This window comes from Vreelandella maris (genome assembly GCF_013371085.1).
In the GTDB taxonomy this organism is placed as follows: domain Bacteria; phylum Pseudomonadota; class Gammaproteobacteria; order Pseudomonadales; family Halomonadaceae; genus Vreelandella; species Vreelandella maris.
The window spans coordinates 47,708-64,899 of sequence record NZ_JABWCV010000007.1 but is presented as its reverse complement, the minus strand read 5'-3'; the positions used below and the strand labels follow the sequence as shown (position 1 = coordinate 64,899).

Here is a 17,192-nt window from a genome sequence, read left to right as displayed (position 1 = left end):
AAACGCTCGCCGACTGTTGCAATAAAGCTGTTTTGTAGAATCAATCCGCCTGACGGCGTAAAAACGCGGGGATGTCCAAATAGTCATCGGCTTCAGTAGAGCGACGCTTTTCAGGACGAGGTTTAGCGGCTGTTTCGGTTGCTTCAGCGCGTGCTGTCGCCTGCTGACGCATTACCGTTGGCTGTTGCAGCTTGCGGTAATCCGAGGATTCTGCAGCTGACCGGCGGGCAGGCTCGCGCGCGGCCGTCTTAGGTTTTTGCCCATCTAAACCAGCAGCCACAACGGTCACACGCAGCTCGTCGGACATTTCCATATCAATGGAGGTGCCCACCACGATAGTCGCATCCGGAGACGCAAACTCTTGAACAGTGGCACCGACGTCATTGAATTCGCCGATGGACAAATCAGGACCAGCAGTGATGTTGACCAGAATACCCCGCGCGCCATGAAGATCGATATCTTCCAACAACGGGCTGCGGATGGCCTTCTCGGCAGCTTCACGAGCACGATTCTCGCCCGTCGCCCCACCGGTACCCATCATCGCCATGCCCATTTCAGACATCACGGTGCGCACATCAGCAAAATCGACGTTGATGATACCTGGGCTGGTAATCAGCTCTGCGATACCTTGTACAGCGCCTAGCAGCACGTCATTAGCCGCACTGAAAGCCGTTAGCAGTGTCGCATTTTTGCCCAACACAGAAAGCAGCTTCTCGTTGGGGATCGTGATCAACGAATCAACATGCTCGGAGAGCTCTTTCATACCCTCCTCGGCGGCACGCATTCGCTTCGGCCCTTCAAAGGGGAAGGGGCGAGTCACCACCGCGACGGTGAGAATCCCTAGCTCTTTGGCGACCTGTGCCACTACAGGAGCACCACCGGTGCCGGTCCCACCGCCCATACCGGCAGTGATAAACACCATATCAGCGCCTACCAGCAATTCCGCAATACGCTCGCGGTCTTCCATTGCTGCCTGACGACCCACGTCGGGATTGGCACCTGCGCCCAATCCTTTAGTGATTTCGCTACCCAGTTGCAACACGGTTTTTGCTGAACAGCGCTTAAGCGCCTGGGCGTCAGTGTTAGCGCAGATAAACTCAACGCCTTCAATATTGCTTTCGACCATGTGGTTAACAGCATTGCCGCCACCGCCGCCAACACCAACCACTTTGATGACCGCACTGCTCGAGGGTGCGTTATCTACCAATTCGAACATAAGCCCCGTCTCCTGAACCGCGCTTGCGGCCCTGTCAGAAATTTCCTTTGAACCAGCCTTTAATTCTAGCTAGCGCCGAATGGTCTTCCTTGATATCACGCCGGGCAAGCTCATTGCGGCCCTTATGGGCAGCAACCACTCCCCCGTGGCTTTTTAGGCCTTGCCCATGACGCGTTTCTTGCAAGGCATAATGCAGCAGCCCAACGCCCGTCGCATAAATTGGGTTGCGTACGACGTCCGCCAAACCTCTTACATTCTGTGGACATGCGATGCGAACTGGCATATGAAAAATCTCTTCCGCCAATTCACTAACCCCTTCCATGCGCGAGGTTCCACCGGTAAGCACAATCCCAGCAGCCACCATGTCTTCATAGCCACTTCGGCGCAACTCATCTCTTACTAGCGTAAACAGTTCTTCGTAGCGCGGCTCTACCACTTCAGCCAGTGCTTGGCGCGATAGATCACGCGCAGGTCGATCACCTACGCTAGGTACTTTAATCATTTCATCGCTTGACGCTAAGTGAGTGAGCGCGCAAGCGTATTTAACTTTAATCTCTTCAGCGTGTTGGGTCGGCGTACGCAGGGCCATGGCAATATCGTTAGTGACTTGGTCACCGGCAATAGGTATAACCGCCGTGTGGCGTATGGCGCCTTCACTGAAAATCGCCATATCAGTAGTGCCGCCGCCAATATCCACCATACAGACGCCCAGCTCACGCTCATCCTCGGTCAGCACCGCCATGCTTGAGGCTAGCTGCTCTAAAATAATAGCATCTACCTCCAGCCCACAGCGACGTACACACTTTTCTATATTCTGCACCGCGTTTAAGGCGGCCGTCACTAAATGCACTTGAGCTTCCAAGCGCACCCCAGACATGCCTAGTGGCTCGCGTATCCCCCCTTGAGCATCAATCGAAAACTCTTGAGGCAATACATGCAATACACGCTGGCCTTCAGAAATAGCGCGCGCCCGAGCAGAATCAATAACGCGTTCAATATCAGAAGGTGTCACTTCACGCTCTTTAATAGCCACAACACCATCAGAGTTCATTGAACTGATATGACTACCAGCCACGCCAACATACACTGAATGGATATCACAGCCAGCCATCAACTCGGCTTCTTCAACTGCGCGCTGGATAGACTGCACCGTTGATTCAATATTGATTACAACACCACGCTTCATACCGCGCGAAGGGTGCGAACCAATACCGGCAATTTCAATTCCGCCGTCATCGGTGGGTTGACCGACTATCGCGACGACCTTGGACGTTCCAATGTCCAGCCCGACCACCATATTGGATGCGTTGGGTGAGCCTGCCATGAGTCGGGAAATCTCCTTGCGTCATTGTTAAAAAATAAATATTAATTGGGAGCCGCTTAATCCAACGCTTAACATTGAAAGCGTGCTATCCAAAATAAACAGTGGTTGTTTTCTGACACTCACTAAGTACAAATAGCTGAAATTAAAAACCACTTAACCAGCGTCTGGCCCATAGTATAGAAACAATAGTCGCAATACGACTAGCACGAACCCACAATAATAGGCATAGAAAGCAATTTAAAGCCGATTACTGGCTTTTTCAACGATGGCAGTCACTCACTTTTACACCTTATTTGCGTCAAGTAATAGAAGAGTTACTCATCTTGCACAGCAAATTCACTTTCTCCGTGCCAAGCGACAGCGACACCATTAGGGTAACGCAGATCTATATAGCGAATTTGCTCGCTTAGCGAATTCAACTCGCGTTGCCATGACGCCGACAAACGTGCCAAACGGACTTCATGCTGCCGACGTCCTAACATCACCCAAGCGCCTTCGTTTAACTGCAGCCGCCATGCGCCGCGCGGCTCTAAACGAAGTTGTGTAAGCTCAAGTGATAGCTGCTCAAAGTGACGTTTAAGCCGATGATAGTAGGTTAACACTTCTTCACTGCTACCGCCGGGGCCAGCCAAATCAGGCAAACCTGATGGCGGGTTTAAGGGGGCAAATGCGAAAGGCTCCCCTTCTGGGTTAAGTAAAAAATCATCATTCCAGCGTGCGACCGGCTGTTGTTCAATTAGTTCAAAGACTAGTGCATTGGGCCACTCACGGGTAATACGCACTTCATTCAACCAGCCCACTTTTAGAGCGCGGTCGCGCAGCTCACCCAGATCCGCCGAAAGCCAGGTGGCATCGACCACCAAGGGCGCCAGCTGGGTACGCAGATAGTCAGCGCTGACATACTCCCATTCACCGCGGATTGACACCCGCTCAATCGGGCGGTCTAGCCACAGCCAAAGCGCCCGGCCACCGGCGCCCATCAGCAAGGCTAATAGAATAACGCCCAACCAAGCATTACGCCTTTTCATAAGGCACCCTTCATAACAAACTCGTCATAGCGATAACTGCCTGCCAGCGGTATTCAATATTTCCATCACTAGCTCGTCAAAAGAGATACCCGCATGTGCCGCTGCCTGAGGAACCAAGCTATGGTCGGTCATCCCAGGCACCGTATTAACTTCCAGTAGCCAGAAACGTCCTTCGCTATCGCGCATGACATCCACCCGCCCCCAGCCAACGCCGCCAATCGCGGCAAACGCCTGTTGGCATAGATCCGCAAGCGCAGCTTCCTGCTCCGTGGGCAGTCCACACGGCAAATGATATTGAGTGGTATTAGCGATATATTTCGCTTCGTAGTCGTAGAAACCGCCCGGCACTTCAACGCGAATCGCTGGCAATACCTGATTACCCAGTAGCGCGACTGTGTATTCGTCGCCGACGATAAAGCGCTCTGCCATTACGCGTGCGTCGAACTGCGCCGCCTCGTGATACGCAGCTTCAAGCGCCGCCTGACTTTTGACAATGCTAATACCTAGCGTTGAGCCTTCATGCACGGGTTTCACAATCAGCGGCAAGCCAAGCTGAGCGACCACGGCTGACCAATCCGAACCGGCATCCAGCATGATGCTCTCTGGCGTCGGCAAGCCAACCGCACTCCATACTTGCTTGGTGCGCTGCTTATCCATACCCAACGCTGAGGCAAGCACGCCACTCCCGGTATAGGGAATATTGAGCAGCTCCAGCGCCCCCTGAAGCGTGCCGTCTTCACCGCCGCGTCCATGCAAGGCAACGAAGACCACCGAAGGAGCCAGCTGCTCTAATCCCACCAGGCCGTTGTCGCGGGGGTCATAACCACAGGCATCGATGCCCTTACGCTGAAGGGCCTCAAGTACTGCCGCCCCGCTTTTAAGCGATACCTCGCGTTCAGCAGACGTACCGCCGTAAACGACAACGACTTTTCCGTGCGACTCAGGGTTTGTTACGTCAACGCTCACAGATCTACCTCGTTCATCGCTAGCTGTGCCTGTGCCAGACGCAGGGAAATCCCCCCCACATCACCAGCACCCTGGGTAATTAAAATATCGCCTGGCCGTAACACATTGGCTAACAGCACCGGTAACTCGTGCTTATGCTCGACAAAGAGTGGGTCGACTTCTCCACGCTGGCGAATCGACCCGGCCAGGGTTCTCCCCTCGGCACCAGGAATAATAGCTTCACCGGCGCTGTAAACATCGAGCAGCACCAACGTATCGACTTGGGAAAGTACGCGTACAAAGTCTTCATACAAATCGCGGGTACGGCTATAGCGATGGGGTTGGTAAAGCATCACCAGGCGGCTCTCGGGCCACCCAGCGCGAACGGCCTGAATAACCATGTCGACTTCACGCGGATGGTGACCGTAGTCATCCACCAGCATGATGTCGCCGCCGCCTTTAGGTGCAGGGAAATGCCCATGCACCTGAAACCGACGACCCACGCCTGCAAAGCTCGCCAACCCACTCAAAATTGCACTATCGCTGACGCCTGCATCAGTAGCCACAACAATCGCCGCCATGGCGTTGAGAGCATTGTGCCGCCCAGGCATGGCCAAGCGTACCGCTAGCGGCTCAGCGCCACCTGGGCGTAACGCAGTAAACGAAACTTCTCCTTCGCGCTGGGCAAAATCGACAATGCGATAGTCAGCATCGCTATCAAACCCATAGGTCACAAATTGCCGCTTCACCTGATCGCACAGCACACGGACATGCGGGTCATCGATACACAGCACCGCCAGGCCATAAAACGGTAGATTATGCAGAAATTCGATAAAGGTACTTTTCAGCCGCTCAAAATCACCGCCATAGGTCGCCATATGGTCAGCATCGATATTGGTAACGATGGATACCATTGGCTGCAGGTGCAGAAATGAGGCATCGGACTCATCGGCTTCGGCAACAAGGTAGTCGCCCTCGCCCAGGCGAGCATTAGTACCGGCGCTGGTCAGCTTGCCGCCGATCACAAAGGTCGGGTCTAACCCCCCCTCTGCCAGCAGGGTCGCCGTCAAACTGGTCGTGGTGGTTTTGCCATGGGTACCCGCTACGGCAATACCGTGACGGAAGCGCATCAGCTCGGCGAGCATCTCAGCCCGGCGCACGACCGGTACACGATGCTCGTGGGCCCAGCGAATTTCAGGGTTGGTTTCATCGATTGCGCTAGACACCACCACCACGTCAGCGCTTTCTACGTTTGCTTCAGCATGACCGATCGCCACGCATACACCGCATTGGCGCAGTCGCTCGACGACTGAAGAGTTTTTCATATCACTACCGCTGACGATGTAGCCCTGGTTGGCTAGCACCTCTGCGATACCACACATACCAGCGCCACCTATACCCACAAAATGAATGCGCCGAATGCGACGCATACCTGGGCCAGCGGGAGTGCCACGTGAGGGTGTCGTGGGTTTGTCTTTATCGATCACGCAGAATCTCCTAGCTTTATCATCGCCAAACACCCTTCAGCCAAGCGCTGAGTCGCATCCAAATGCGCGGCCTGACGGGCGTTCGCCGCCATCGCAGCCAGGGTATTGGGGACGAGCAATTCATTTAAAAAGTCGCTTAAACGCTCAACCGTCAGCTCAGACTGTACAACGCACTTGGCGGCCCCCGCCTTAACCAACACCTGCGCGTTGATACGCTGATGGTCATCGACCGCAAAGGGAAAAGGCACCAGCAATGCAGGCTTGGCGGCGGCGGCCAGCTCGGCCACGGTGAGCGCACCAGAGCGGCATACCACTAAATCGGCCCACTCATAAGCAGCAGCCATATCATCAATAAAGGGACTAACCTCAGCGTTTACGCCGTGCTGCTGATAATTTTCGGCAGTCGCAACCTCACGATCCTTACCCGCCTGATGGCGGACCTCGGGTCGCTGCTCAACAGGCAGTGCAGCAAGCGCTGGCGCCAAGCGTTCGTTTAGCGCCACTGCGCCAAGCGAGCCCCCCACCACTAGCAGACGCAGTGGCCGTTCAGAGAGCTCGTCAACATTCCGCGGTGTACTACCCAAGGCAGCAATATCGTCACGTACGGGATTACCAATCACTTCGGCGCGCGAGCCAAAGGCTTCTGGGAAGGCGGCGTAGGTACGCTTAGCCAGTCGCGATAAAACGCGATTTGTCAGCCCTGCCACAGCGTTCTGTTCATGGATAACCAGGGGGATGCGAGTCAACCAAGCCGCCAACCCGCCGGGGCCACTGGCAAAGCCACCCAGGCCAACCACGACATGCGGCTTGAACTCTCGAATCACCGTCCGCGCTTCTAAGACTGCACGGGTGAGATTCACCGGCGCCTTTAGCCAGCCGGTTATGCCGTTACCGCGCAGCCCGCTGATGGCAATAGTATGCAATCTAATACCCGCCTCAGGCACCAGACGGTTCTCAATCCCCCTGGGGCTGCCCAGCCACTCAACATCCACCTGCTGCTTCTGCAGTGCGTTGGCGAGGGAAAGCGCCGGGAACACATGGCCGCCGGTGCCACCTGCCATTATCAGCACTCGTCGCCTAACATTAGTCTTCACATCAAACTCCTGATAGCACCAAGCGGCATAACGTTACGATAAACGCGGTTCATGGCGCGATTTATACGGGGTGGACGCACGCCGGGGGCGGTGACGCGTTTCGGCATCCGTGCGCAGCAGCAGCCCCACCATCACGCCAGTCACCAATAGACTTGAACCGCCATAGCTCATTAGCGGCAATGTTAAACCCTTGGTTGGCAACAGCCCGGAACTTACCGCCATATTAATAAACGCCTGCGCAGCCACAATAAACCCGATGCCGTAACTTACATAAGCGCCAAAAAGATGCCCGGCCATCTCCGCTTTGCGCCCTACCCACATAGCGCGCGCAATAAATAGCGTAAACAGCAGCACGACAATAATCGCGCCGATCATTCCGAGCTCCTCGGCGATCACCGCAAAGATAAAATCGGTATGCGCTTCAGGCAGGTAGTGTAGTTTTTGCACACTGTTGCCCAGGCCGGTGCCAGTCACGTGCCCTCGTCCGAAGGCAATCAGCGCCTGGGTTAATTGGTAACCTGTCGCAAATTGATCTGCCCAGGGGTCAAGAAAACTAGTCCAACGCGCCAGTCGATAGGGCTCTATCATCACCATCATAACCGCCCCTGAGCCAAGCAGCGCGCCACTGCCCACAAGCAGTACTAGCGATGCGCCACTCATCATCAGCATACCGATGACGCAAACGGTAAAGACCACCATGCCGCCAAAATCCGGGGCTAGAAACAGCAGCCCGGCAGGAACCGCCAGCACGGCTAATGGGCGCCACATGCTGAATGCGCGCCGTCGCAAATCGTAGGTAAAACGCGACATAAATGCCGCCATATAAAAAATCAGCCCAATTTTGGCAAATTCAGAGACCTGCAAACTAGGCAATGGCCCCGGCAACGCTATCCAGCGCTTACTGCCGTTGATCTCCTGGCCAATAATCAGTACTAGAAACAACAGAAAGATAGAGGCGAGCAGAATAAGCGCAGCATTCTGGCGCCAGGCTTCCAGCGGCACACAGAGCATAAATACACATGCCATGATAGCGAGTACTAGGAAAATGCCGTGCTGGCGGGAGTAGTGGTAAGTATCTTCCAGTAAGCCAATTGATGCCGAACTCACCATTACCCAGCCCAAACCCGCTAAGGCTACTGCCGCCATCACCAGCCAGATATCACAAGGCAAATCACGCGTGGTAAGAACAGTACGCAGACGCTGAAGCCGGCTCATGACGCTCCCCCAGTAGTGGACTCTGCCTGTTGATGCACCCAACGGCGAAATACCTCGCCACGTTCTTGGTAATTAGCAAACTGATCCAGGCTTGCACAGGCAGGTGATAGCAGCACACAGTCTCCAGGCTGAGCGATTTTAAACGCTGCTTGCATGGCCTGAGTTAGATCGTCTACTTGCTGAGTCGTCACGTGACCATCCAACGCCTCCGCCAATCGCGGAGCATCCAACCCAAACAGCAGCACATGACGCGCACACTTCTTCAAAGGCTCGGCCAGCGGGGTAAAATCCGCGCCCTTACCAACCCCGCCTGCCAATAAAATCAAACGTCCTTCCAGCGTAGCGCCAATGCCATTGATGGCTGCCAGAGTAGCGCCCACATTGGTGCCCTTGGTGTCGTTAACCCAGGTGACATCGTTGATACGCGCTATCATTTCGCTGCGATGTGCCAGCCCTTTAAAGTCACGCAGTGCGCGACACATGGGCGCCGCTGCAAACCCTAACGCCTGCCCCATCGCTAGCGCAGCCAGTGCATTAAGGTAATTGTGCTGCCCAGTCATGCTTAACTCATCAATGGACAACCAGGGGGTGTCGCCCTGCATCAGCATTAATTTACCTTGATCACGCGCCAGCCCCCACTGGCCCTCCACCGGAGCGTCATGGGAAAAGTAGGCCACTTGGTCAACGGGATAGTCAGGCCATGACAGAGGGTCATCCCCATTCACCACCGCGTGCTGGGCACCGATAAAGATACGTTGTTTTGCAGTTCGATAACCGTGCATATCACCGTGACGATCAAGGTGATCTTCGGACAGGTTCAGGAACGCGGCACAGCTCGCCCCCAGACAAGGTGTCGTCTCCAGCTGAAAGCTCGAGAGTTCAAGAATATAGAGCGCGGCATCCGGGTGGCTGGCCAACAAGTCCAACGCGGGGGTGCCCAAATTACCACCCACTGCCGCATTCACGCCTGCCTCCGCTGCCATTTCACCGAGCAGCGTGGTCACCGTCGACTTCGCATTAGAACCGGTAATCGCTGCGATGGGCGCCTTCGCGGCACGCACGAACAGGGCCATCTCACCCACTACCATCGGCTCCCCAGTGCGAGGATTTAACTGATCCGCCAGCTCTTTCAAGCCCGGCATTCTCGGGTCAAGCCCAGGGCTTACCACCACCTCTTCCACATCGCGCAGATCCAGAGCGGCAAGCGAGCCGCAGTGAATTTCCACCCCGGGATGCGCAGTGCGAAAATCATCAAGCCCCGGCGGTTCGGTCCGCGTGTCCGCCACCATGTAAGGTATATCTAAGCGACTTAAATGACGGCAGATAGCCCGACCGGAAAGCCCCAGCCCGACAACCAGCGTTACTCCCTTAGCTACTTGAACCATTACAAGCTCCCTCTCGCATCATGCCAACGATCAGTCGATGCACTCATGGTCAGATGCATTAACGAACTGTCATTAACAAACCATCATTAACGAACTTTGAGCGTTGCGAGGCCAAGCAGCACCAGCACCACAGTAATAATCCAAAAGCGAACAATGACCCGCGGCTCAGGCCAGCCTTTCAATTCATAGTGATGATGCAAAGGCGCCATTCGGAAGATGCGACGCCCGGTGAGCTTGTAGGATCCCACCTGAAGGATGACCGACACTGTTTCCATGACAAAAACACCGCCCATGATAAACAGCACAATCTCCTGGCGTACGATCACGGCTACCACACCCAGCGCAGCCCCTAACGCCAAGGCACCTACGTCGCCCATAAAGACCTGGGCGGGATAAGTGTTAAACCATAAAAACCCCAGCCCAGCGCCAGCAATCGTTGCGCAGAACACGGCTAATTCACCGGTTCCGGCAATAAACGGAATATGCAGATATTCGGCGAAAACGGTGTTGCCACTGGCATAAGCGAATACCGATAAGCCCATGGCCACGAGCACCGTCGGCATAATAGCCAGGCCATCTAAGCCATCAGTTAGATTGACGGCGTTGGAGCTCCCTACAATCACAAAATAGGTAAGCACGATATAGAAGACACCGAGCGGCAGAGCCACCTCTTTGAACAGCGGCACCAGCAGGCTGGTCTCGACCGGCGTGGAGGCGGTTAAATAGAGCAACAGCGCCGCCCCCAAACCCACCACCGACTGCCAGAAATACTTCCAGCGAGCGGGTAAACCGCGTGGATTTTTTTCCACTACTTTGCGGTAATCATCGACCCAGCCGATGGCGCCGAAGCCGAGCGTGACACCCAGCACCACCCAGATATAGAGATTGGTTAAGTCACCCCATAACAAGGTGCTGATGGCAATGGCCAGCAAAATCATTGCCCCCCCCATGGTGGGGGTGCCCGCTTTTGAGAGGTGGGATTGCGGCCCATCGTCACGCACGGATTGCCCGATCTGGCCTTCCACGAGGCGCCGAATCATCCATGGCCCCAGCCATAAACAGAGCATTAACGACGTGAGAGCGCCTAAAATTACGCGAAGGGTTAAATAGTTAACGACCTGAAAATCAGATTGGTACTGCGACAGAAAATTCGCCAAGTGAAGTAACATGAACGGCGTTTACCTTATTTATCCGAACGCAGTGCATTGACGACATGTTCCATGCCCGCACTGCGCGACCCTTTCACCAGCAACGTAGTGTCAGGCGGCAAAGTATGAGTGACATAACGCGTTAGCGTCTCGTGATCGTTAAAGTGCAGCCCACGACCAAAGGCTTCGCTGGCGGCACGTGCGGCCTCGCCCAGCGTTAACAGCTCATCAATACCAAGCTCGGCGGCATAGCGGCCGATATCGGCGTGCAGCGCAGCCGATGCTTCCCCCAGTTCGCCCATCGCCCCTAACGCACACCAGCGTGGCGGAGGAAAGCTGGCCAAGGTATCCAGGGCCGCTTTGACCGCGCCAGGATTGGCATTGTAAGTGTCATCCAGCACAGTGACACCGCGCCATCCGGATACCACGGCCAACCTACCGGCAAGCGCTTGCAGCGATTCCAAGCGTGATATCACTTGCTCTTCCGGCACGCCTAGCGTTAATGCTGCAGCTGCAGCAGCCAACGCATTACTGACATTGTGCTTGCCCAGTAACGGCAAACGCACTTGGCCCAGCGCTCGACCATGCTGCAATAGCGTGAAAGCATACCGCCCTTGCGAATCACAGGAAAGCGCTGCGGCGCTCACATCCGCCTCGGGGTGAAAACCAAAGCTCACCACCCGCCGCGGAGCCGCACGAGCAGCCCAAAACGTAAAATAGTGATCATCCCTATTCAGAACAGCAGTACCCTGCTCGCCCAGCCCGACCAGTAATTCACTTTTCGCCTGGGCAATCTGCCCCATGCCACCGAACTCGCCCACATGGGCACCGGTGACATTGGTAATAATCGCAACATCGGGCTTGGTCAGCGGGGCTGTCCAGGCGATTTCACCTAAATGATTAGCGCCCAGCTCGATCACCGCGGCTTGATGATGCGGCCGCAATCGCAATAAGGTCAGCGGCGCGCCAAAGTCGTTATTCAGATTACCTTGAGTGGCTAATACGTCGCCTAAAGGCGCTAGCAGAGCAGCACACATCTCTTTAACGGTCGTCTTACCGCTATTGCCGGTGACGGCTACCACGGGGCCATGCCATGCGCGCCGGTGCGCGCCGGCAATCAGCCCCAGGGCCAAACGTGTATCCGGGCACACCAGCTGGGGTAAGTCGGCAGCAACGGGGGCGTCGACCAATGCCGCTACGGCACCGAGCTCGCTGGCAAGCGCAACAAAATCATGACCGTCAAAGCGAGGGCCTTTAAGGGCAACAAACAGGCAGCCAGACTCGATCTTGCGGCTATCGGTAACGACTGAACTGACTAACAGCTGCGCTTTATCAACAGGCGCCTCAATACCCAGCACAGAGGCGAGCTGGCCAAGTGTCCACTGCATTAGTGACTTCTCCGCCCAGCAAAGGCCCGCTGGATCTCTTCGCTATCGGCATAGGCATGGCGCACTCCCTGGATATCCTGATACGCCTCATGGCCTTTTCCGGCGATAAGCACGACATCCTGTATAGCCGCCTGCTTAATAGCGGTGGCCACAGCCTCACGACGATCCCCGATTTCAATAGGGTTCGCGGTGTCAGAGAACCCAGACAAAATCTGTTGGCGGATTTGCTCAGCGGACTCGTGCCTAGGATTATCATCGGTAACGATAATGTGGTCTGCCAGCGCCTCGGCAGCTTTAGCCATTTCGGCTCGCTTACCCGTATCGCGCTCTCCCCCGCAGCCGAATACACACCACAATTTGCCAGCATCACCCAGATGGGCACGCAGCGCTTGTAACGCGCTATGAAGCGCATCCGGCGTGTGCGCATAATCCACCACCACGGTAGGCGTGCCGTCACCACCATAGCGCTCCATCCTGCCCGGCACCGGCGTCAGCGAAGACGCGGCTGAGAAGAGGTCGTCGAGTGATTCGCCTAATCCGTACAACACAGCCATCGCTAACAGCACGTTATCTAAATTAAAACGCCCCATTAAACCTAAGCTAAGCATTTTCTCGCCCTCGGGAGTCGCAATCATTGCCTGCTGCCCCTGCTCAGAGGGCTGCCAGTCCAGCACGCGCAAGGTAACGGCTTCATCTTTACCCGTCGCCAGTACCCGTACATTACTGTTGCAACCTGCCAGCATTAAGCGTGCCAAGGGGTCATCGCCATTAACTACCGCTAGACGGAGCTCAGAGCGCCGAAAAAGCTTCGCTTTGGATGCCGCATAGGCAGCCATACTGCCGTGGTAGTCCAAATGATCGCGAGTCAGATTGGTAAACACCCCTACGCTTACGTTTACCGCTTCCAAGCGGTACTGATCCAGCGCATGGGAAGAGGCCTCAAGCGCCACACGCCGCACACCCTGGCTGGCAAGCTCACCCAGTGTCGCCTGCAGCGCTAAGGCGCCAGGCGTGGTTAAGCCGCTATCGCGCAACTCACCGGGACGCCCTACACCCAACGTACCAATCAGTCCGGTGGGCGTTCCTAATGTCTCGCTAAGTGCAGCGATATAATGAGTGACGGAGCTTTTACCGTTGGTACCGGTCACGCCAATCACTTCAAGATCATTAGGCACTTTAAACATGGCGCGCCCTAACTCACCCAAGCGCACCGAAAGATGCGGCAGTTTCAGCACGCGGCCTTCAAGCAGCACCTGACCGGGCTCGCCTTGCGCTAACACAAGCACAGCACCCACATTGAGCGCTTGCTCAATAAAATCGCGGCCATCACGCTGACTGCCCGGCACTGCCACAAAAACATCGCCCGTTTGTAGTTTGCGGGAATCCATTTCTATGCGTACTAGATCCGGCAGCTCAGGCAAATCGACGGGCAGTGGTGAATTAGGCCATACGTGCGCAAGCGCCGACACCACATCGACTGAACTCAGCGTCATGCAAACTCCTTAGAAAAACTACTCAGCATCGTGATCCGGCGGAACATCCAACAAGCGCAAAGCATTACCCGTTACGCTGGAAAAAACCGGGGCGGCGACAGCACCACCATAAAATTCGCCAGCCTTGGGGTGATCAATCATGACTACAGTGACAATACGCGGATCAGAAATAGGCGCAATCCCCGCAAACACACTGCGATAAGCATCGGTGGTATAGCCTTGCTGTCCGGTCTTACGTACGGTGCCCGTTTTCCCTCCCACGCGATAACCTTCCACCCGGGCTCGCCGACCACCGGTATAAGCGGCTACCGAGGTTTCCAAGATATTGAGCAGATCATTCGCAACCGTGGGCGATATAGCAGGAATGCCCTGAGGGGGCTCAGAAAGGCGTAAAAGAGAGGGCTGCAAACGAACACCATCATTAGCTAACGCCGTGTAAGCACTCGCTAGCTGCACCGCGGAAACAGAGAGTCCATAACCATAAGAGAGCGCTGCTCGCTCACTGCGCGACCAGCGCACCGGTGCGGGCAAACTACCCGTTGACTCACCAGGAAAACCTGTACCGGGCGCTTGCCCTAATCCTAACTGGTTATATTTTTCCCAAATAGCGGTATCGCTCAGTTGCAACGCTAAACGTGACATACCGATATTCGATGATTTCTCCAGGATACCGGCCAGATCCAACTCACCATAGTTACGAAAATCGCGAATTGTAAATTGGTCCAGCCGCATCCAACCGGGCGATGTATCCACTATGACATCGCGGTCTACCACCCCGCTTTCCAAAATAGCTGCCATGGCCAGAGGCTTCATGACCGAACCAGGCTCAAATACATCCACCAGTGCTTGGTTACGCAACCCACGCGGATCGAGTCCTGCCCGGTTATTAGGGTTATAGGAGGGCAAGTTCGCCATTGCCAGCACCTCCCCCGTGCGCGCATCCATCATTACCAGCACGCCACCATCAGCCTCATTCTCAGCGACTGCCGCACGCAGCTCACGGTACGCCATATACTGAATACGTTGATCGATAGCCAAAGTGAGCTCGCCACCCGGCTGGGCTTCGTTAATCACGCCAAGCTCACGCACCAGCCGCCCACGGCGATCTTTAATTACCCGTCGCTGTCCAGGGTGGCCAGCCAAATAGGGCTGATAGGAGAGCTCTAAACCTTCTTGTCCAATGTCATCAACATTGGTGACGCCCAATAATTGCGCCGCCACTTCGCCAGCAGGATAGTAGCGCTTGTATTCACGCTGGGGATAGACACCGGGGGTTCGTAGGTTAAGGATCTGCTGGGCCGCGGCGGGTGTCATTTGGCGGCGTAAATACATAAATTCACGCTCGCTAAAGCGTGCTACACGCGACTCAAAGTCATCCAGCGTCATCCCTAACGCTTGGGCTAGCATAACGCGCTGTATGGCATCCTCGGGCAACTCCTGGGGATTCGCCCAGAGTGTGACGACTGGCGTAGAAATAGCCAGTGGCTCTCCATTACGATCGGTAATCATGCCGCGGTGGGCGGGAATCGCTTCATGGCGGAGGGTACGTGCATCCCCCTGGCTTTGCAGAAAGGGGCGGTCAATTACCTGAAGCAGCGTAATGCGGCCGATTAAAATAGCGGATGCTAGGCCAATCGCAAACAAGATAAACAGGAACCGACCACCACCCAAAGGGGGCGCAATTGGCGCTTGGCGGGAGGTACCTCCTCGACGCTCACCTCTCATGGCCTAATCACCTCAACATCATGGACATCGGGGATTCGCATGCCCAGGCGCTCAGTGGCAATTTGCTCAATGCGGGCTGGGGTTGACCATGCGCCCTCTTCAAGTAGCAGCTGCCCCCACTCTGTTTGCAGTTGGTTTTCTTCTTGCTCTAGCTGTTGCAGCTGAGCAAATTGCACCCGCGTCATATGCGTAGTAATGACAACAGCTAACCCAGAGGCCATGCAGAGTAAAAATAACAGGCTAATAACCACTGGCCAGGCGCGCAGGCGTAGCTTGAAAGGCCATTCGGTGCGTAGCGTGGTTGCCCACTGCTCAATCCGATCCATGCTCATGATTACATCCGTGATTACATCCGTTTGCGTGCAGCCCGCATGACGGCACTTCGTGCGCGAGGATTAGCATCCACTTCTTCCTCACTTGGCCGCACGCCTTTGCCTAACGCCTCAAGACGCCGATTCAATTGATCGTCGCGAATAGGCACTCCACGCGGAAGGTCAGTGTCACCGCGCACATGATGACGGATAAAGCGCTTCACGCGGCGATCTTCCAGCGAGTGAAAACTGATAACCACTAAGTGACCGCCGGGGGCAAGCGCCTCAAGCGCCGCATCAAGCGCACTGTCTAATTGCTCAAGCTCACCGTTGACGAATATACGCAGCCCTTGGAACGCTTTGGTGGCTGGGTGACGACCTTTTTCCCAGGCGGGGTGAGCAACTTTAAGTACTTCAGCCAAATCCACCGTATGGGTGAATGGCTTCTCGACTCGACGAGTGACCACTGCCCGGGCTAAACGCTTGGCATAACGCTCTTCACCGTAGGTTTTAAACACGTAGGCAATATCAGCTTCACTGGCACGCGCCAAGAATTCAGCAACGCTTTGACCCTGGGTAGGATCCATGCGCATATCCAGCGGGCCATCACGCATAAAACTAAAACCGCGTTCGGGATCATCAAGCTGAGGGGAGGAAACGCCTACATCAAGCAGCACCCCTGAAAGCTTCCCGAACACGCCTTGTTCACGGGCAAACTCGGCAAGCTGGGCAAATTCACGCTGAGTAATCTGGAAGCGCGAATCATCAATGTCAGCCGCTGCGGCAATGGCTTGAGGATCGCGATCCATGGCGAGCAGCTGACCTTGCTCGCTCAGACGGTCAAGAATTACCCGTGAGTGACCGCCTCTCCCGAAAGTACCGTCTAAATAGATGCCCTGATCGTCATGCACCAGGGCATCAATAGCACCTTCCAGTAGTACGCTGGTATGGCGAAAGCGGGAAGCAACCTGTTCAGCGTCAGGAGAAGGCATTTTTTTCTCACACAAGATGTTAGAGACAACGTAATAAAGAGCGTGCATGCACGCCCTGATGTGGAAATGGGGGAGTCGGCCGATAAGCCGGGTTCTGTCGTGGACAGCCATTCCTCTAGGCGCTGCGTTACCACAGCGCTCAAGCAACCTACCCGGACCCAGCGCGGGCCACGCCATTGGGTCCCTATTTGGTCTTGCTCCGAGTGGGGTTTACCATGCCACGCACTGTTACCAGGCGCGCGGTGCGCTCTTACCGCACCCTTTCACCCTTACCGGCCCCAGCGGTTTATTTCTGGGGCTTAGGCGGTCTACTCTCTGCTGCACTTTCCGTCGGCTCACACCGCCCAGGCGTTACCTGGCACTCTGCCCTATGGAGCCCGGACTTTCCTCCCCCAACACCTTTTAAGGGGTATTAGCGGCGACTGTCTGGCCAACTCCGGC

14 protein-coding genes and 1 other RNA gene are annotated in these 17,192 nt (G+C 55.4%); all 15 read right to left on the bottom strand.

Annotated elements, in window-relative coordinates:
* Positions 1-40 precede the first annotated feature (40 nt).
* Positions 41-1,216 carry a cell division protein FtsZ gene (gene ftsZ, locus HUO07_RS07865; protein WP_101146218.1) on the bottom strand — a complete coding sequence of 392 codons (1,176 nt, stop codon included), beginning with the start codon at positions 1,214-1,216 and terminating at the stop codon, positions 41-43.
* Between the two features lie 34 nt (positions 1,217-1,250).
* Entirely contained in the window at positions 1,251-2,540 is a 1,290-nt protein-coding gene (ftsA, locus tag HUO07_RS07860) for a cell division protein FtsA (protein ID WP_101146219.1), read from the bottom strand.
* Positions 2,541-2,854: 314 nt separating this feature from the next.
* Positions 2,855-3,568 (bottom strand): cell division protein FtsQ/DivIB, encoded by a 714-nt coding sequence (locus HUO07_RS07855; RefSeq protein ID WP_101146220.1) that lies wholly within the window; start codon positions 3,566-3,568, stop codon positions 2,855-2,857.
* Between the two features lie 24 nt (positions 3,569-3,592).
* Positions 3,593-4,534, bottom strand: a complete 942-nt coding sequence (locus HUO07_RS07850; protein ID WP_176303109.1) for a D-alanine--D-alanine ligase — start codon at positions 4,532-4,534, stop codon at positions 3,593-3,595.
* Positions 4,531-5,943, bottom strand: coding sequence for a UDP-N-acetylmuramate--L-alanine ligase (gene murC, locus HUO07_RS07845; RefSeq protein ID WP_176303200.1), 1,413 nt, complete (start codon positions 5,941-5,943; stop codon positions 4,531-4,533). Before murC ends, HUO07_RS07850 begins: the two co-directional genes overlap by 4 nt.
* 53 nt (positions 5,944-5,996) lie before the next feature.
* Positions 5,997-7,094, bottom strand: coding sequence for an undecaprenyldiphospho-muramoylpentapeptide beta-N-acetylglucosaminyltransferase (gene murG / locus HUO07_RS07840; protein ID WP_340162493.1), 1,098 nt, complete (start codon positions 7,092-7,094; stop codon positions 5,997-5,999).
* A gap of 33 nt (positions 7,095-7,127) precedes the next feature.
* Complete coding sequence (gene ftsW, locus HUO07_RS07835) at positions 7,128-8,309, bottom strand: putative lipid II flippase FtsW (protein ID WP_176303108.1); 1,182 nt, start codon at positions 8,307-8,309, stop codon at positions 7,128-7,130.
* Entirely contained in the window at positions 8,306-9,694 is a 1,389-nt protein-coding gene (murD, locus tag HUO07_RS07830) for a UDP-N-acetylmuramoyl-L-alanine--D-glutamate ligase (protein WP_176303107.1), read from the bottom strand. The genes ftsW and murD overlap by 4 nt, the downstream gene beginning before the upstream one ends.
* Positions 9,695-9,780: 86 nt before the next feature.
* Positions 9,781-10,863, bottom strand: coding sequence for a phospho-N-acetylmuramoyl-pentapeptide-transferase (gene mraY, locus HUO07_RS07825; RefSeq protein ID WP_008958685.1), 1,083 nt, complete (start codon positions 10,861-10,863; stop codon positions 9,781-9,783).
* 14 nt (positions 10,864-10,877) lie between these two features.
* Positions 10,878-12,230, bottom strand: coding sequence for a UDP-N-acetylmuramoyl-tripeptide--D-alanyl-D-alanine ligase (locus tag HUO07_RS07820; protein WP_176303106.1), 1,353 nt, complete (start codon positions 12,228-12,230; stop codon positions 10,878-10,880).
* Positions 12,230-13,723 carry a UDP-N-acetylmuramoyl-L-alanyl-D-glutamate--2,6-diaminopimelate ligase gene (locus HUO07_RS07815; protein ID WP_176303105.1) on the bottom strand — a complete coding sequence of 498 codons (1,494 nt, stop codon included), beginning with the start codon at positions 13,721-13,723 and terminating at the stop codon, positions 12,230-12,232. Before HUO07_RS07815 ends, HUO07_RS07820 begins: the two co-directional genes overlap by 1 nt.
* Before the next feature lie 18 nt (positions 13,724-13,741).
* The gene (locus HUO07_RS07810) at positions 13,742-15,448 is read right to left on the bottom strand and encodes a peptidoglycan D,D-transpeptidase FtsI family protein (RefSeq protein ID WP_176303104.1); all 1,707 of its coding nucleotides are present in this window, start codon (positions 15,446-15,448) and stop codon (positions 13,742-13,744) included.
* A complete protein-coding gene (ftsL, locus tag HUO07_RS07805; RefSeq protein ID WP_101146228.1) occupies positions 15,445-15,780 on the bottom strand; it encodes a cell division protein FtsL in 336 nt (111 codons plus the stop codon). Before ftsL ends, HUO07_RS07810 begins: the two co-directional genes overlap by 4 nt.
* A 14-nt stretch (positions 15,781-15,794) precedes the next feature.
* Positions 15,795-16,751 carry a 16S rRNA (cytosine(1402)-N(4))-methyltransferase RsmH gene (gene rsmH, locus HUO07_RS07800; RefSeq protein WP_176303103.1) on the bottom strand — a complete coding sequence of 319 codons (957 nt, stop codon included), beginning with the start codon at positions 16,749-16,751 and terminating at the stop codon, positions 15,795-15,797.
* Positions 16,752-16,818: 67 nt separating this feature from the next.
* Positions 16,819-17,189, bottom strand: an RNA gene (rnpB, locus tag HUO07_RS07795) — RNase P RNA component class A.
* Positions 17,190-17,192: the final 3 nt, after the last annotated feature.

Bases quoted from the DNA above. Each gene is read 5' to 3' on its own strand.
- ftsW (WP_176303108.1), bottom strand. From the start codon at position 8,309: ATGAGCCGGCTTCAGCGTCTGCGTACTGTTCTTACCACGCGTGATTTG.
- HUO07_RS07810 (WP_176303104.1), bottom strand. From the start codon at position 15,448: ATGAGAGGTGAGCGTCGAGGAGGTACCTCCCGCCAAGCGCCAATTGCG.
- ftsL (WP_101146228.1), bottom strand. From the start codon at position 15,780: ATGAGCATGGATCGGATTGAGCAGTGGGCAACCACGCTACGCACCGAA.
- murD (WP_176303107.1), bottom strand. From the start codon at position 9,694: ATGGTTCAAGTAGCTAAGGGAGTAACGCTGGTTGTCGGGCTGGGGCTT.
- murC (WP_176303200.1), bottom strand. From the start codon at position 5,943: ATGCGTCGCATTCGGCGCATTCATTTTGTGGGTATAGGTGGCGCTGGT.
- HUO07_RS07855 (WP_101146220.1), bottom strand. From the start codon at position 3,568: ATGAAAAGGCGTAATGCTTGGTTGGGCGTTATTCTATTAGCCTTGCTG.
- mraY (WP_008958685.1), bottom strand. From the start codon at position 10,863: ATGTTACTTCACTTGGCGAATTTTCTGTCGCAGTACCAATCTGATTTT.
- rsmH (WP_176303103.1), bottom strand. From the start codon at position 16,751: ATGCCTTCTCCTGACGCTGAACAGGTTGCTTCCCGCTTTCGCCATACC.
- HUO07_RS07820 (WP_176303106.1), bottom strand. From the start codon at position 12,230: ATGCAGTGGACACTTGGCCAGCTCGCCTCTGTGCTGGGTATTGAGGCG.
- ftsZ (WP_101146218.1), bottom strand. From the start codon at position 1,216: ATGTTCGAATTGGTAGATAACGCACCCTCGAGCAGTGCGGTCATCAAA.
- ftsA (WP_101146219.1), bottom strand. From the start codon at position 2,540: ATGGCAGGCTCACCCAACGCATCCAATATGGTGGTCGGGCTGGACATT.
- HUO07_RS07815 (WP_176303105.1), bottom strand. From the start codon at position 13,723: ATGACGCTGAGTTCAGTCGATGTGGTGTCGGCGCTTGCGCACGTATGG.